14 protein-coding genes are annotated in these 13,285 nt (G+C 67.1%); 8 read left to right on the top strand and 6 right to left on the bottom strand.

The features are described 5' to 3' along the window. Position 1: 1 nt before the first annotated feature. Positions 2-454 (bottom strand): hypothetical protein, encoded by a 453-nt coding sequence (locus tag E2E30_RS05950; protein ID WP_133188129.1) that lies wholly within the window; start codon positions 452-454, stop codon positions 2-4. Positions 455-499: 45 nt separating this feature from the next. Continuing rightward, the gene (locus E2E30_RS05945; protein WP_133188128.1) at positions 500-2,107 is read right to left on the bottom strand and encodes a phosphoenolpyruvate carboxykinase; all 1,608 of its coding nucleotides are present in this window, start codon (positions 2,105-2,107) and stop codon (positions 500-502) included. 166 nt (positions 2,108-2,273) lie between these two features. Between E2E30_RS05945 and E2E30_RS05940 the strand changes: the two genes are divergently transcribed. From E2E30_RS05940 to E2E30_RS05910, 7 genes are all read left to right on the top strand, one after another. Beyond that, positions 2,274-2,981 carry a response regulator transcription factor gene (locus E2E30_RS05940; RefSeq protein ID WP_133188126.1) on the top strand — a complete coding sequence of 236 codons (708 nt, stop codon included), beginning with the start codon at positions 2,274-2,276 and terminating at the stop codon, positions 2,979-2,981. Between the two features lie 16 nt (positions 2,982-2,997). Continuing rightward, positions 2,998-4,566, top strand: coding sequence for a sensor histidine kinase (locus E2E30_RS05935; RefSeq protein ID WP_165954469.1), 1,569 nt, complete (start codon positions 2,998-3,000; stop codon positions 4,564-4,566). Continuing rightward, positions 4,563-4,985 (top strand): HPr kinase/phosphorylase, encoded by a 423-nt coding sequence (locus E2E30_RS05930; protein ID WP_133188122.1) that lies wholly within the window; start codon positions 4,563-4,565, stop codon positions 4,983-4,985. The genes E2E30_RS05935 and E2E30_RS05930 overlap by 4 nt, the downstream gene beginning before the upstream one ends. Then, positions 4,982-5,947, top strand: coding sequence for an RNase adapter RapZ (gene rapZ, locus E2E30_RS05925; protein WP_133188120.1), 966 nt, complete (start codon positions 4,982-4,984; stop codon positions 5,945-5,947). Before E2E30_RS05930 ends, rapZ begins: the two co-directional genes overlap by 4 nt. A gap of 13 nt (positions 5,948-5,960) precedes the next feature. Continuing rightward, the gene (locus E2E30_RS05920; RefSeq protein WP_133188118.1) at positions 5,961-6,368 is read left to right on the top strand and encodes a PTS sugar transporter subunit IIA; all 408 of its coding nucleotides are present in this window, start codon (positions 5,961-5,963) and stop codon (positions 6,366-6,368) included. Further along, the gene (locus E2E30_RS05915) at positions 6,368-6,640 is read left to right on the top strand and encodes an HPr family phosphocarrier protein (RefSeq protein ID WP_133188116.1); all 273 of its coding nucleotides are present in this window, start codon (positions 6,368-6,370) and stop codon (positions 6,638-6,640) included. The genes E2E30_RS05920 and E2E30_RS05915 overlap by 1 nt, the downstream gene beginning before the upstream one ends. A 131-nt stretch (positions 6,641-6,771) precedes the next feature. After that, positions 6,772-7,578 (top strand): TrmH family RNA methyltransferase, encoded by an 807-nt coding sequence (locus E2E30_RS05910; protein ID WP_133188114.1) that lies wholly within the window; start codon positions 6,772-6,774, stop codon positions 7,576-7,578. On the opposite strand, the gene E2E30_RS05905 is transcribed toward E2E30_RS05910, so the two are convergent. Further along, entirely contained in the window at positions 7,575-8,267 is a 693-nt protein-coding gene (locus E2E30_RS05905; RefSeq protein ID WP_133188112.1) for a tetratricopeptide repeat protein, read from the bottom strand. The two genes, E2E30_RS05910 and E2E30_RS05905, sit on opposite strands and share 4 nt — an antisense overlap. Positions 8,268-8,290: 23 nt before the next feature. Then, complete coding sequence (locus E2E30_RS05900) at positions 8,291-9,835, bottom strand: DNA recombination protein RmuC (RefSeq protein WP_133188110.1); 1,545 nt, start codon at positions 9,833-9,835, stop codon at positions 8,291-8,293. 152 nt (positions 9,836-9,987) lie between these two features. Here E2E30_RS05900 and E2E30_RS05895 point away from each other — a divergent pair, with 152 nt between their 5' ends. Then, the gene (locus E2E30_RS05895) at positions 9,988-11,649 is read left to right on the top strand and encodes a formate--tetrahydrofolate ligase (protein ID WP_133188108.1); all 1,662 of its coding nucleotides are present in this window, start codon (positions 9,988-9,990) and stop codon (positions 11,647-11,649) included. Positions 11,650-11,779: 130 nt separating this feature from the next. Here the strand turns inward: E2E30_RS05895 and def are convergent, their stop codons facing one another. Together def and recR are read right to left on the bottom strand one after the other, a co-directional pair. Then, a complete protein-coding gene (def, locus tag E2E30_RS05890) occupies positions 11,780-12,310 on the bottom strand; it encodes a peptide deformylase (RefSeq protein WP_133188106.1) in 531 nt (176 codons plus the stop codon). A 299-nt stretch (positions 12,311-12,609) separates the two neighbouring features. Next, entirely contained in the window at positions 12,610-13,206 is a 597-nt protein-coding gene (gene recR, locus E2E30_RS05885; protein ID WP_133188104.1) for a recombination mediator RecR, read from the bottom strand. Positions 13,207-13,285 lie beyond the last annotated feature (79 nt).

Raw genomic sequence — 13,285 nt, 5'->3', positions numbered from 1 at the left:
ATCACGCCACGGGCAGCGGCGCGAGATCGGGCGTGACGAAAGCGCGCCGCGCCGCGACGGAGAAGAGCCGCGCGCGGCTGTAGAAGCGCAGCGGCCAATCGCGCTGCCCCGCGGGGCTGGCGAGCAGCGCATCGACGCTGGTAACGAGCGATTCGGCCGGGTCGCGCGCGGCGAGATGCGCGCGGATGCCGGCGAGATAGGCGCGCGTGATCGTGTCGTGATAGCCCTGGCTGTCGTCATTCACCCCGCCGACGGCTACGTTGTAGCGCGAGATGATCGTCGCGATCTGCGCATCGAGGTCGATGTCGCGCCGGTCGCGGGCGAGCCAGAGCGTTGCGGCGAGATGCGCCTCGTGCGTCCAGTCGGGGCGCGGCAGGCTGCGGTCGAGCAGCCCCTCCCCGACACGCCGGATCGCGGCGTCATCGGGAAAGGGGCGGTAGGGCAAGTCGGTCATCGGATCGGGCTCCAATGCGGTGCCCGATCCGGAGACGCGGGCAGGTCAGGCGGCGGCGGCGACTTTGGGCGCGGATTGTCGGACGCCTTCGTCGACATGCTCGGCGAATTGCGCGAAGTTTTCGACGAACAGATCGACGAGCCTTGCCGCCGTGGCGTCATAGGCCGCCTTGTCGGCCCAGGTCGCGCGCGGATCGAGGATCGCGCTGTCGACGCCGGGCACGGCGACGGGGACCTTGAAGCCGAAGTTCGGATCGGTGCGGAACTCGGCGTCGTTGAGCGAACCGTCGAGCGCTGCATTGAGCAAAGCGCGCGTCGCCTTGATCGGCATGCGGCTGCCGATGCCATATTTGCCGCCGGTCCAGCCGGTGTTGACCAGCCAGCAATCGACCCCGCCCTTGGCGATCCGGCTTTTCAGCAAATTGCCATAGACCGAGGGGTGCCGCGCCATGAACGGGGCGCCGAAGCAAGTCGAGAAGGTCGCGTCGGGCTCGGTCACGCCGATCTCGGTGCCGGCGACGCGCGCGGTGTAGCCTGAGAGGAAGTGGTACATCGCCTGTTCGGGGGTGAGCTTGGCGATCGGGGGCAAGATGCCGTAGGCGTCGGCGGTGAGCATCACGATGTTGCGCGGCACCGGCCCCATGTTCTTTTCGGACGCATTGGGGATGAAGTCGATCGGGTAGGCGCCGCGGCTGTTCTCGGCGAGGCTGGCATCGTCCAAGTCGAGCTGGCGCGTCACCGGGTCCATCACGACGTTTTCTAGGATCGTGCCGAAACGCTTTGTGGTGGCGAAGATTTCGGGCTCGGCGTCGGCCGAGAGGCGGATCATCTTGGCGTAGCAGCCGCCTTCGAAGTTGAAGACCGCGGTGTCGGACCAGCCATGCTCGTCATCGCCGATCAGCGTGCGGCTGGCATCGGCGCTGAGCGTCGTCTTGCCGGTGCCCGACAGGCCGAAGAACACCGCGGTGTCGCCGTCGGGGCCCATATTGGCCGAGCAGTGCATCGGCATCACGCCCGTTGGCGGGAGGAGATAGTTGAGCAGGCTGAACACCGACTTCTTCATCTCGCCGGCATAGCGCGTGCCGCCGATCAGGATGAGCTTGTCGGTGAAATTGACCGCGATCACGGTCTCGCTGCGGCAGCCGTGGCGGGCGGGATCAGCGCGGAAGCTCGGCAGATCGATGATCGTATAGTCGGGGACGAAGCCGCGCAGTTCGCTCTCTTCGGGTCGGACGAGCATCGTGCGGATGAAGCTGTTGTGCCAGGCGAGCTCGTTGATCACGCGGACCTGGACGCGGTGCTCGGGCTGCGAGCCGCCGAACAGATCCTGGACGAACAGATCTTCCTTGTCCCGCAGCGCAGACAGGAAATCGGCCTTGAGGACAGCGAAATGCTCGGGCGACATCGCCTTGTTGCTCTTGCCCCACCACACCGTGCTCTCGGTTTCGGCGTCGCGGACGATGAACTTGTCCTGCGCCGAGCGGCCGGTATGCGCGCCGGTTTCGACCACCAGCGGGCCGTCGGCGGACAATTTGCCTTCACCGCGCGCGATCGCCGACTGGATCAGCCGGGCGGTGACGAGATTCCAGTGCAGATTTGCGCGGGTTTCGATGCCCTGCGATTCAAGGCCGGCGGTGGGTATGCGATCGCTCACTGGGGTTTCTCCTACTGTCCCGTGCGGGTCATTTTGACCTCGCGGTGTTCCGGTCGCGCATATCGAGGCGGGGCGTGCCGGTCAAATCGGTCCGTTCAGCTTCCATTGAGGCTGGGCGGCTAATGGATTAAGCCGCCTGCGAAATGATGAAGGATTGCCCCCGCCGATGACGGCAACGATCGCGCTGGTCGATGACGACCGCAACATCCTCACATCGGTATCGATCGCGCTGCAGGCCGAAGGCTTTGTCACGCGGCTCTATTCCGATGGCGAGACCGCGCTGAAGGCGCTGATCGACAATCCGCCCGATATCGCGATCCTCGACATCAAGATGCCGCGGATGGACGGGCTCGAGCTGCTCCGCCGGCTGCGCGAGAAGAGCATGATCCCGGTGATCTTCCTGACCTCGAAGGATGACGAACTCGACGAGGCGCTGGGCCTGGCGATGGGCGCCGACGATTATATCGCCAAGCCCTTCTCGCAGCGGCTGCTGATCGCGCGGATTCGCGCGATCCTGCGGCGGACCGAGGTCTCGACGAGCGGATCGGCGGGCGAGGAGGCGAGCGCGGAGACGTCGCTCACGCGTGGGCGGCTCGCGATGGATACCGCGCGGCACCGCGTCACCTGGGGCGGCGAAAACGTCGTGCTGACGGTGACCGAGTTCCTGATCCTCGAAACGCTCGCGCAGCGGCCCGGCATCGTCAAGACACGCAACCAGTTGATGGATGCCGCCTATCACGACGACATCTATGTCGACGACCGCACGATCGACAGCCATATCAAGCGCGTCCGGCGGAAATTCCGCCAGGTCGATCCCGAATTCGACGCGATCGAGACGCTGTATGGAGCGGGCTATCGTTTCTCGGAGGACTGACCCCGCGGCGGCGGCGATGCTCGTGCTCGATCCGAGCGACGAGGATGCGCGCGCGCTGTCGTTGCGCTGGTCGGCGCGCGTCTCGCTCACGCCGCGCATCCTGTTCGTCAACGTCTTCGCGCTGGCGATGCTCGCGGGCGGCTTCTTCTACCTCGATTCGTATCGCAGCCGGATCGTCGACGGGCGTGTCACGCAATCGATCCGCGAGGCGCGGCTGATCGCCGAGGCGGTCGTCGCGGTGCCGACCGCGCAGCGCCCCGACCTCGCGGTCAAGCTGGCGCGCGACATGGGGAGCTGGATCCGCATCTACGATGCCGACGCCAAGCTCATTATCGACACGCGCGCGCTGGGCCTGCGCAATTTCGTGCTGCAGGACCCCGACAAGCAGGCGTGGACCCAGGGCGCGGCGCGCTTCCTCGACGCCGGGATCGACACCGTCGTCGGCACGCCGCGCGCGCCGCTCTATCGCGAGCGCAGCAACGGGCTCGCCTGGCCCGACGTGCGCACCGTGCGATCGGCCCCGACCGTCGCGGCGACGGTGTGGCGCGCGCCCGATCGCACCCCCGTCATCACCGCCGCCTCGCCGATGCCCGGCGGCAGCGTGGTGATGACGACCTTCAACGCGCGCGACATCACGCAGACGGTGCGCGTCGAACGCTTCCGCCTCAGCATCGTGCTGTTCGTCGTCGCGATCGTCTCGGTATTGCTGTCGCTGTTCCTCGCGCGCACGATCGTGCGGCCGCTGCGGCGGCTCGCGTGGTCGGCGGTGCGCGTCCGGCTCGGGCGGGCGCGCGAGGTCGTGGTGCCGCGGCTGCCCGAGCGGCGCGACGAGATCGGGATGCTCGCGCGCGCGCTGTCGGACATGAGCCTTGCGCTTCGCGCGCGGATCGACGCGATCGAGGCGTTCGCCGCCGATGTGACGCACGAGATGAAGAACCCGCTCGCGTCGCTGCGCTCGGCGGTCGAGGGGCTGGCGATGGTCAAGGATCCGGCGCTGCAGGAGCGCTTGCTCGCGATCGTGCGCGACGACGTTCACCGGCTCGACCGGCTGATCACCGACATTGCCGAGGCTTCGCGGCTCGACGCGCAATTGAGCCGCGCGAAGTTCGAGCCGGTCGATCTCGGCGCGATGATCGCGGCGCTGATCGACAGTCGCGAAGCGCGCGGCGTCGAACGCGGCATCCGGCTGGAGTTCGACCGGCGGCAAGCCGAGTCGCTCGTCGTGCTGGGCGAAGGCGCGCGGCTCGAGCGGGTGCTCGAAAATGTCATCGAGAACGCGATCTCCTTCTCGCCCGATGGCGGGCTGATCCGGATCGTTGCGCGCCACGAGCCCGACGGCGTGTTCGTCGCGATCGAGGACGAAGGTCCCGGCGTTCCCGAGGAAGCGCGCGAACAGGTGTTCCAGCGCTTCCAGTCGCTGCGCCCGGCGGGCGAGGCGTTCGGCAAGCATTCAGGCCTCGGGCTCGCGATCGCGCGGACGATCGTCGATGCGCACCAAGGCAGCATCGTCGCGACCGAACGCACCAACCGCGCCGCGGGCGCGCGCTTCGTCATCCGCCTGCCCGCCGCGGAAACCGCCGGATGAGCCTGCGCATCCATGCGACGACGATCGCGATCGGGGAGCTCGGCGTGATGCTGATCGGCCCGTCGGGGAGCGGCAAGTCGGACCTTGCGCTGCGGCTGATCGATCGCGGGGCACACCTCGTCAGCGACGACTATACCACGGTCCGCGCGGTCGCGGGCGGGCTCCGCGCGACGGCACCCGACACGATCGCCGGGAAGATCGAGGTGCGCGGGATCGGGATCCGGGCTATGCCGTATATCGACGAGATTGCGGTCGCGCTCGTTATACGGCTTGGAGGTGCGGTCGCGCGGATGCCCGAGCCGAACGAGTCGACCGTCATCGCTGGCGTCGCAGTGTCCGTGGTCGCGCTCGATGCTTTCGCGGCTTCGGCACCGATCAAGGTGGAATTGGCGCTCCGCGACGTTAGAGAGACGCTATGAAACGCGATCCCAAGGATATCCTGCTCGTTACCGGCATGTCGGGCGCGGGGAAATCGACCGTGTTGCGCACGCTCGAGGATCTCGGCTGGGAAGTGGTCGACAATCTCCCGCTGCTGCTGCTCGATCGCTTGCTCAATGCGCCGTTGCCCGAGGGGTTCGAGCGTTCGGCACAGCCGCTCGCGCTCGGCATCGGCGCGCGGACGCGCGATTTCGATCCCGAACGGATCGTCGAACGAATCAAGCAACTGCGCGAAGTCCATGGCTATGACATCGGCACGCTGTTCCTCGATTGCGCGGGGAACGAACTCGAGCGGCGCTATTCGGAGACGCGGCGGCGGCACCCGCTCGCGCTCGACCGGCCGGCGTCGGACGGCATCGCGCGCGAACGCGAATTGCTGTCCCCCTTGCGCGGCTGGGCGAACCGGCTGATCGACACGACGAGCCTCACCGCGAACGAACTCGCGCAGCAAGTGCGCGCGACGTTTTCGGGCGAGCAGCTCGGCGAACGGCTGGGTGAGCCGACGCTTTCGGTGATGTCGTTCGGCTTTGCGCGCGGGTTGCCGCGCAACGCCGATCTGGTGTTCGACATGCGCTTCCTGCGCAATCCACATTGGGTGCCCGAGCTGCGCCCGGGGACCGGGCTCGATGCCGACGTCTCGGCCTATATCGCGCGGGACCCGGCGTATGACGCCGCGCTCGCGCAGATCGAGTCGCTGCTGCTGCTGCTGCTCCCGCGCTACCGCGCCGAGGGAAAATCGTATGTTACGATCGCCTTGGGCTGTACCGGAGGGAGACATCGCTCGGTCCATGTCGCGCAGCGGATCGCCGCGCGGTTGCGCGCCGAGGGATTTTCGCCCACGGTCGCGCACCGCGATCTCGCCGCTGCACCGCAAGACTCACTTGAGGGCGCGCGCGACGGGACGCCCGATGAGATTAGGGACGATGGGGCGCGTGTTGCATGAAGTGGGTGGGACGATGATCGGACTGGTTCTCGTGACCCACGGCCGTTTGGCCGATGAGTTCGTGACGGCGATGGAGCATGTGGTCGGCAAGCAGGAGCATGTCGCCACGGTCAATATCGGCCCCGAGGACGATATGGAGGCGCGCCGCAACGACATCGCCGAGGCGATCGGTCGCGTCGATACCGGGCGCGGGGTGATCCTGCTGACCGACCTGTTCGGTGGGACGCCGTCGAACCTCGCGATTTCGCTGATGGAGCGCGGGCGGATCGAAGTGATCGCCGGCATCAACCTGCCGATGCTGATCCGGCTCGAATCGGCGCGCAAGAAAATGAAGATCGTCGATGCCGTCGCCGCCGCGCGCGAGGCGGGGCGGAAGTATATTTCGGTCGCCTCCGAGGTTCTCGGCGAGGCGGCCGCCTGATGTCGGTCAAGCGTTCGGTGTTGATTACCAACAAGCGCGGGCTGCATGCGCGGGCGAGCGCCAAGTTCGTCACGCTCGCCGCCTCGCAGCCGTGCGAGCTGCAGGTCGAGAAGGATGGCGCCGGGTCGGTGACGGGCACCTCGATCATGGGGCTGATGATGCTCGGCGCGGCGATGGGCGACACGATCTCGATTTCGGCCGAAGGCGAGCATGCCGAGACGGCGGTCGGCGCGCTGTGCGCGCTGGTCGAGGCGAAGTTCGGCGAGGATTGAGCCACCCCTTCCCCCCTCCCGCTTGCGGGAGGGGTCGGGGGTGGGCACGCGCTGTCAGCGTCAGCTACCGTATATGTCGGGTGCCCACCCCCAGCCCCTCCCGCAAGCGGGAGGGGAGTAAGAAGAAGATGATGCCCCGCGAGATCACCGCTTATTCCAACCCGCTGATCAAGCGCATCCGCAGCTTGCGCGAGAAACGCCATCGCCGCGAGGAAGGGCTGTTCCTTGCCGAGGGCCTGCGTATCCTCACCGAAGCGCGCGAGGCCGGGCGTATCCCGCACTATCTCTTCTTCGCCCGCGATAGCGCGGCACATCCACTCGTGCTCGCGCTGGTCGATGCGGTCGAAGCCGCGGGTGGCGAGGCGATCGAGACCGTTCCCGACATTCTCTCCAAGCTCTCGGGCAAGGACAACCCGCAGGCGGTGGTCGGCGTCTTTGCCGAATTCGCGCACGCGCTCGACACGCTCGATCGCGGCGCCGCGGGGATCTGGCTGGTCGCCGAGCGGCTGCGCGACCCGGGCAATCTCGGCACGATCCTTCGCACCGGCGACGCGGTCGGTGCTGGCGGGCTGATCCTGATCGGCGAATGCGTCGATCCCTTCTCGGTCGAGGCGGTGCGCGCGAGCATGGGGGCGCTGTTCACCATGCCCGTCGTCCAGTGCGAGTGGAGCGCGTTCCTGCCGTGGCTTCGCAGCGGGCCGGGGCAGCTCGTCGGCCTGAGTCTCGATACCAGCGTCGATTATCGCTCGGCGCAGTATCAGGCGCCAACCTTTCTGCTCACCGGCAACGAGGCGCAGGGCATGCCCGACGCGTATGCCGCGCAGTGCGACCTGCTGGTCAAGATCCCGATGCTCGGCAAGGCCGACAGCCTCAACGCCGCGGTCGCGACTGCGGTGATGGCGTATGAGGTCCTCGGGCAGCAGGCGGGGCGCGACTAGGTCTTTTTGCGCCGCTGGTCTGCAATATAGCTGAGCTCGCTCTTCGCCTTGGCGTCGTTGGGGTCGAGCTCGAGGCATTTGCGATACAATGCCTCGGACTCGTCGTATTTGCCCTGTTCGGTCAGCGCATAGCCCATGCAGCGCCAGGCAAAGCCGTGCTCGCTCGCAACCGCGTCGGGCGGCGCGAGATCGGCGAGCCCCGCCGCCCTGGTGCACAGATCGAGCATCTTGGGCCAGTTGCGATCGGGCCGGTAGGTCTGGCCGAGTTCGGTCAGGAAGTGCGCGTGCATCGGGGCGAGCGCGACGACGCGCTCGTAGACAGCGCGCGCTTCGGGCAGGCGCTTGAGATCGACCAGCGCGAACCCTTTGACGTATAACGCCGTGCAATAGCCCGGGCCGAACGCGACCGCGTCGTGTTTCTCGGACGCGGCGAGCGCCATATAGGCGAGCGTCTGCGCGGTCGACATGCCGCAATAGATCTTGCGAGTCTCGCCCGAATATGTCGATTGATAGGCTGCGATCACCGGCTCGATCCGGGCGAGCGCCGCGTCAGGATGGCCGTCGAGCACGGCGCGCGACGCGGTGTCGATGGCTTCCTTCTGCACCGCATCGATATCGGGGGACGCGGCCCCACCAGCGGTCGGCGCGCCGATCAGCAGCGCCAGTGCCATCCACGCTGTGCCGCTCATCCGCCGTCCCCGCTCAATGAGGTCTATTCTGACGCCTTTTCATCGGCATGCGTCAAGAGCTTCGAAGTCTCGTCATAGCGTGCGAGCGCTTCGACCGGTGACACATCCTCGAGCTCGCGCGCGCCGGTCTCGATGTTGAGGTCGCGGAACTTGCGGCCCGTCACCATCAATCGGCCGTTAAAAGAGTTCGAGAAGCTGTTGAAATTGTTGACCGCACTGTTGAGCCCGGCGCCGACCTTGCGCAGATCGTCCGCCACCTTGGCAAGCCGGTCGTGCATCTCCTTGCCGAGCCGGCCGATCTCGGCGGCTTCCTTCGCCAGCCGCTCCTGACGCCATACCGCCGCGACGGTGCGGGCGATCGCGATCAGGTTGGTCGGCGTGGCGAGCAGCACGCGCTTTTCGAACGCGAAGTCCCACAGCGTCGGGTCCTGCTCGAGCGCGGCGGAGAGGAAATGCTCGCCGGGGACGAACATGATGACGTAGTCGGGCGCGTCGGCGAACTGGCTCCAATAGGCTTTGTTACCGAGCCCGTTGACGTGCGCGCGCATCGCGGCTGCGTGGAGCGCGAGGCCCTTGGCGCGTTCCTCCTCGTCGACCGCGCCGAATGCGTCCTGGTAAGCGTTGAGCGACACCTTGGCGTCGATCACCAGCGCGCGACCGCCGGGAACCTTGACGATCGCGTCGGGGCGGAGCCGCCCCCCTGCCCGCTCATCGGCGTCGCCACTCGCGACCGAAACTTCGGTCTGGAAATCGGTATGTTCGGACAAGCCGCAGGTTTCGAGCACATTTTTCAATTGCTGCTCGCCCCAGCGGCCGCGCGATTTGGGCGCGTTGCGGAGCGAGTTGACGAGCTTGGCGGCCTCGCTCGAGACCTTCTCCTGGCCGACGCGGAGGCCCTCGATCTGCCCCTTCAACTGGTCGAACGCGCTGACGCGATCGAGCTCGACCTTGGTCACGGCTTCCTCGTAGCGCAGCAGGCGGTCGCTGACGGGCTGGAGCATCGACTTGAGGTTGGCGCCCGCGGTCTCCTCGGACTGGCGGAAGCGTTCGTCGGCGCGCTTGAGGAAGGCGTTCTGCGCGTCGGCCAGCAGCTTGTTCGACACCTCGGCGAATTGCGTCGCGAGCAATTCCTTGGCGTGGAGCAGTTCGGCGATGCGAGTCGCGTGCGCATCGCTCACCATCTTCTCGCGCGCCGCGGTGACCTGGCGGATATCGGCGATGCGGCCCTCATAGGTGTCGCGTTCGGCGCGTTGGCGCGCTTCGCTGGTGGCCTGCATGTCGGCGAGACGATTTTCGAACGCCGCGGTGTGGGTCTTGAGCGCGGTGTTCTCGAGCCGGGCGACATCGCGCTCGTCGCGGATCGTCGCAAGCTCGGCGCGGAGCTGGTCGGCCGCCCGCGCGCGTTCCTCGGCGCTGGCGAGATCGACGATCGCGCGTTTGAAATCGGCCTCGCGCGCGGCCGAATCGGCACGCGCGGCGGCGACCGGCTTGCTGCCGAACACCCAGCCGAGCGCGAGCCCGATCAAAAGCGCGGCTATCGCCACCAGGGCTATCGTCAATCCGGTCATCGTGGGTCTCGCTGGAACATTCTGCGAACCCGTAGCCCGCGCGATCGGGATGGTAAATGGTTGCGCGACAGACCGAATGGCGGCGCGTGAAGGCCCGCCTTCTCGTCCATTCTCCATCTCCCCTTTTCTGAGAGATTTGGTAGGGCCGTTATATGCTCACCGATATCGCGATCTCGCGCGCCGCCACTTTGCAACCCATCGGCGCGATTGCCGCCGCAGCCGGGATCCCGCCCGAGGCGGTCGAGCCGTATGGCCATCACAAGGCGAAGATCGATCTGGCTGCGCTCCCTGCAGCCGTAACACAGGGCAAGCTGATCCTGGTCACCGCGATCAACCCGACGCCGGCGGGCGAAGGCAAATCGACGACGTCGGTGGGGCTCGCCGACGCGCTCAACCGCACCGGGCGCAAGGCGATGCTCGCGCTGCGCGAGCCGTCGCTCGGGCCGTGCTTCGGCACCAAGGGCGGGGCGACCGGCGGTGGCTATGCGCAAGTGGTGCCGATGGAGGACATCAACCTCCACTTCACCGGCGATTTCCATGCGATCACCAGCGCGCACAATCTGCTCGCGGCGATGATCGACAACCATGTCCATTGGGGCAACGCGCTCGACATCGACGTGCGGCGGATCGTGTGGCGGCGCGTGCTCGACATGAACGACCGCGCTTTGCGCGATATCGCGCAATCGCTCGGCGGGCCGGCCAACGGCTATCCGCGCGAGAGCGGGTTCGACATTACTGTCGCCTCCGAGGTGATGGCGATCCTGTGCCTCGCGACCGACCTGCACGATCTCGAAGCGCGGCTCGGGCGGATCGTCGTCGCTTATACGCGCGGCAAGCAGCCGGTGACGGCGCGCGACCTCAAGGCCGATGGTGCGATGGCGGTGCTGCTCGCGCAGGCGATCAAGCCCAACCTCGTCCAGACGCTCGAGGGCACGCCGGCGTTCGTCCATGGCGGGCCGTTCGCCAATATCGCGCATGGGTGCAATTCGGTGATCGCGACGCGCGCGGCCTTGGGGCTGGCCGACTATGTCGTGACCGAGGCGGGCTTCGGCGCGGATTTGGGGGCGGAGAAGTTCTTCGATATCAAGTGCCGCCAGGCCGGGTTGAAGCCCGCCGCGGCGGTGATCGTCGCGACCGTGCGGGCGCTGAAAATGAACGGGGGCGTGGCCAAGGCCGATCTCGGCGCGCCCGATGCCGAGGCGGTGCGACGCGGTGGCGTCAATCTCGCACGGCATATCGAGAATGTCCGCGCGTTCGGGGTGCCGGTGGTGGTGGCGATCAACCGCTTCGACGGTGATACGCCCGAGGAAGTCGCGGTGATCCATGAAATCGCAGAGCACCAGGGCTGCGAGGCGGTGCTGTGCTCGCATTGGGCCGAGGGTGGCGCGGGCGCGGTTGAGCTCGCCGACAAGGTCGCGGCGCTGGCCGAGCATCCGTCGCAATTCGCACCGCTTTATGCCGATGATCTGTCGCTGTTCGACAAGATCAACACCGTCGCGACGCGGATCTACCGTGCCGAGGAAGCGGTTGCCGAGCCGTCGGTGCTGGCGCAGCTCGCGCGGTTCGAGGCGGCGGGGTTCGGGCATCTGCCGGTGTGCATGGCGAAGACGCAGTACAGCTTCTCGACCGATCCGGCCAAGCTCGGCGCGCCGACGGGGCATGTCGTGCCGGTGCGCGAGGTGCGCCTCAGCGCAGGCGCGGGGTTCGTGGTGGCGATCTGCGGAGAGATCATGACGATGCCGGGCCTGCCGCGCGTGCCGGCGGCGGAGGGGATCCGGTTCGGGGCCGGGGGTGAGATCGAGGGGCTGTTCTAGCCTTCTCTCTCTCCCGCTTGCGGGAGAGGGTCGGGGTGAGGGCCGTGCCGCGCACGTTGCGGCTCGTTCCCTCACCCGACCTCGCTGCGCTCTGCCACCCTCTCCCGCAAGCGGGAGAGGGAGTGGGCGATCACGCCGCCTTGCGCATCTTCGTTAGCTTCTTGAGCAGCATGTCGCGCTTGAGCTTCGAGATGTGGTCGATGAACAGCACGCCGTTGAGATGGTCGATCTCGTGCTGCAGCGCGGTTGCGAGCAGGCCGTCAAGGTCGCCCTCCTGGACCGCACCCTGTTCATCGAGCCAGCGGGCGCGGCAACTGGTGGGGCGCTCGACCTCGGCATATTGCTCGGGGATCGACAGGCAGCCTTCGTTGTAGAACGAGGTTTCCTCGCTCACCGATACCAGCTCGGGATTGATGTAGACGAGCGGCTTGCGGACCGGCTTGGCGTCTTCGCCCTCGCCTTCGGTTTCCTGCAGATCGATCACGACGATGCGCTGCTCGATCGCGACCTGCGTCGCGGCGAGGCCGATGCCGCGGGCGTCGTACATCGTGTCGAACATGTCGGCGACGATTTTCCGCACGGCGTCGTCCACCGTTTCGACGGGCTTGGCGACGGCGCGGAGGCCGGGGTGCGGGACTTCGAGGATTTCTAGGACTGCCATTCCCGCGAGCTAGGAAAGGTCGGGGGGCGCGTCAAGGTTTCAGCTGCGGAATGGATTCACGCAAAGGCGCGGAAGCAGAAGAAGATTGGTTCGCGCAGAGGCGCGGAGGACGCGGAGGCGGCGTGCGTGTGGGGTATCGCCCGCGCAGCGGGCAGCCTCAGGATTTGCGGCTGGCGATGACGCGGGCGGCCGCGCGGCGCAATCAGCTCTCCGCGCCTTCGCGTGGATCGCTCACCTGTCTTCTTCTCCGCGTTCTCTGCGCCTCTGCGCGAACCACATCTTCTTGACCGCGTTGCTGCCTAAGCCACCGGCCGCCGCGCACGCAGGGCCTGCGCCAAAGTGCCCTCGTCGAGATAATCGAGCTCGCCGCCGACCGGCAAGCCATGCGCGAGCTGGGTGATGCGGATGGGGAAGCGTTCGATCCGCTCGGCGATGTAATGCGCGGTGGTCTGGCCCTCGAGCGTCGCATTCATCGCGAGCACGACCTCGTCGATCCCGCCATCGGCGATCCGCCGCACGAGCGACTCGATCGCGAGATCCTCGGGCCGCACGCCCTCGAGCGCCGACAGCCGACCGCCGAGCACATGGAACCGCCCCGGGAACAGCCGTGAGCGATCGAGCGCCCACAGGTCAGCGACTTCCTCGACGACGCACAACGCGCGCGCGTCGCGGCGCGGGTCGGCGCATACGGCGCACGGATTGGTCGTGTCGATATTGCCGCAAATCGAGCAGTTTGAAAGGTTTTCCTCGACCGCCATCAAAGCATTGAGCAGCGGCGCGAGTGCCCCCTCGCGTTTCTTGAGCAGATGCAGCACCGCCCGCCGTGCGGATCTCGGGCCGAGGCCGGGCAATTTGGACAGCGCTTGCGTGAGTGCTTCGATTTCGGGAGAGGCCATCGCCAAGAGATAGGGGGCGGAACGGCGTTCGTCACTATCCGTCGCCCCGGCGGAGGCCGGGGTCGATCGAGCGGCCCGC

The organism is Sphingomonas sp. AAP5 (assembly GCF_004354345.1).
GTDB lineage: Bacteria > Pseudomonadota > Alphaproteobacteria > Sphingomonadales > Sphingomonadaceae > Sphingomonas > Sphingomonas glacialis.
The sequence above is the reverse complement of the archived record's forward strand: the minus strand, read 5'-3'. Positions and strand labels throughout refer to the sequence as shown.

What these genes read in the sequence shown, in the direction of transcription:
- E2E30_RS05920 (WP_133188118.1), top strand. Translation starts at nt 5,961, where the DNA reads ATGATCGGACTGGTTCTCGTGACCCACGGCCGTTTGGCCGATGAGTTC.
- E2E30_RS05910 (WP_133188114.1), top strand. Translation starts at nt 6,772, where the DNA reads ATGCCCCGCGAGATCACCGCTTATTCCAACCCGCTGATCAAGCGCATC.
- E2E30_RS05895 (WP_133188108.1), top strand. Translation starts at nt 9,988, where the DNA reads ATGCTCACCGATATCGCGATCTCGCGCGCCGCCACTTTGCAACCCATC.
- E2E30_RS05950 (WP_133188129.1), bottom strand. Translation starts at nt 454, where the DNA reads ATGACCGACTTGCCCTACCGCCCCTTTCCCGATGACGCCGCGATCCGG.
- rapZ (WP_133188120.1), top strand. Translation starts at nt 4,982, where the DNA reads ATGAAACGCGATCCCAAGGATATCCTGCTCGTTACCGGCATGTCGGGC.
- E2E30_RS05935 (WP_165954469.1), top strand. Translation starts at nt 2,998, where the DNA reads ATGCTCGTGCTCGATCCGAGCGACGAGGATGCGCGCGCGCTGTCGTTG.
- E2E30_RS05915 (WP_133188116.1), top strand. Translation starts at nt 6,368, where the DNA reads ATGTCGGTCAAGCGTTCGGTGTTGATTACCAACAAGCGCGGGCTGCAT.
- E2E30_RS05900 (WP_133188110.1), bottom strand. Translation starts at nt 9,835, where the DNA reads ATGACCGGATTGACGATAGCCCTGGTGGCGATAGCCGCGCTTTTGATC.
- E2E30_RS05905 (WP_133188112.1), bottom strand. Translation starts at nt 8,267, where the DNA reads ATGAGCGGCACAGCGTGGATGGCACTGGCGCTGCTGATCGGCGCGCCG.
- E2E30_RS05930 (WP_133188122.1), top strand. Translation starts at nt 4,563, where the DNA reads ATGAGCCTGCGCATCCATGCGACGACGATCGCGATCGGGGAGCTCGGC.
- recR (WP_133188104.1), bottom strand. Translation starts at nt 13,206, where the DNA reads ATGGCCTCTCCCGAAATCGAAGCACTCACGCAAGCGCTGTCCAAATTG.
- E2E30_RS05940 (WP_133188126.1), top strand. Translation starts at nt 2,274, where the DNA reads ATGACGGCAACGATCGCGCTGGTCGATGACGACCGCAACATCCTCACA.
- def (WP_133188106.1), bottom strand. Translation starts at nt 12,310, where the DNA reads ATGGCAGTCCTAGAAATCCTCGAAGTCCCGCACCCCGGCCTCCGCGCC.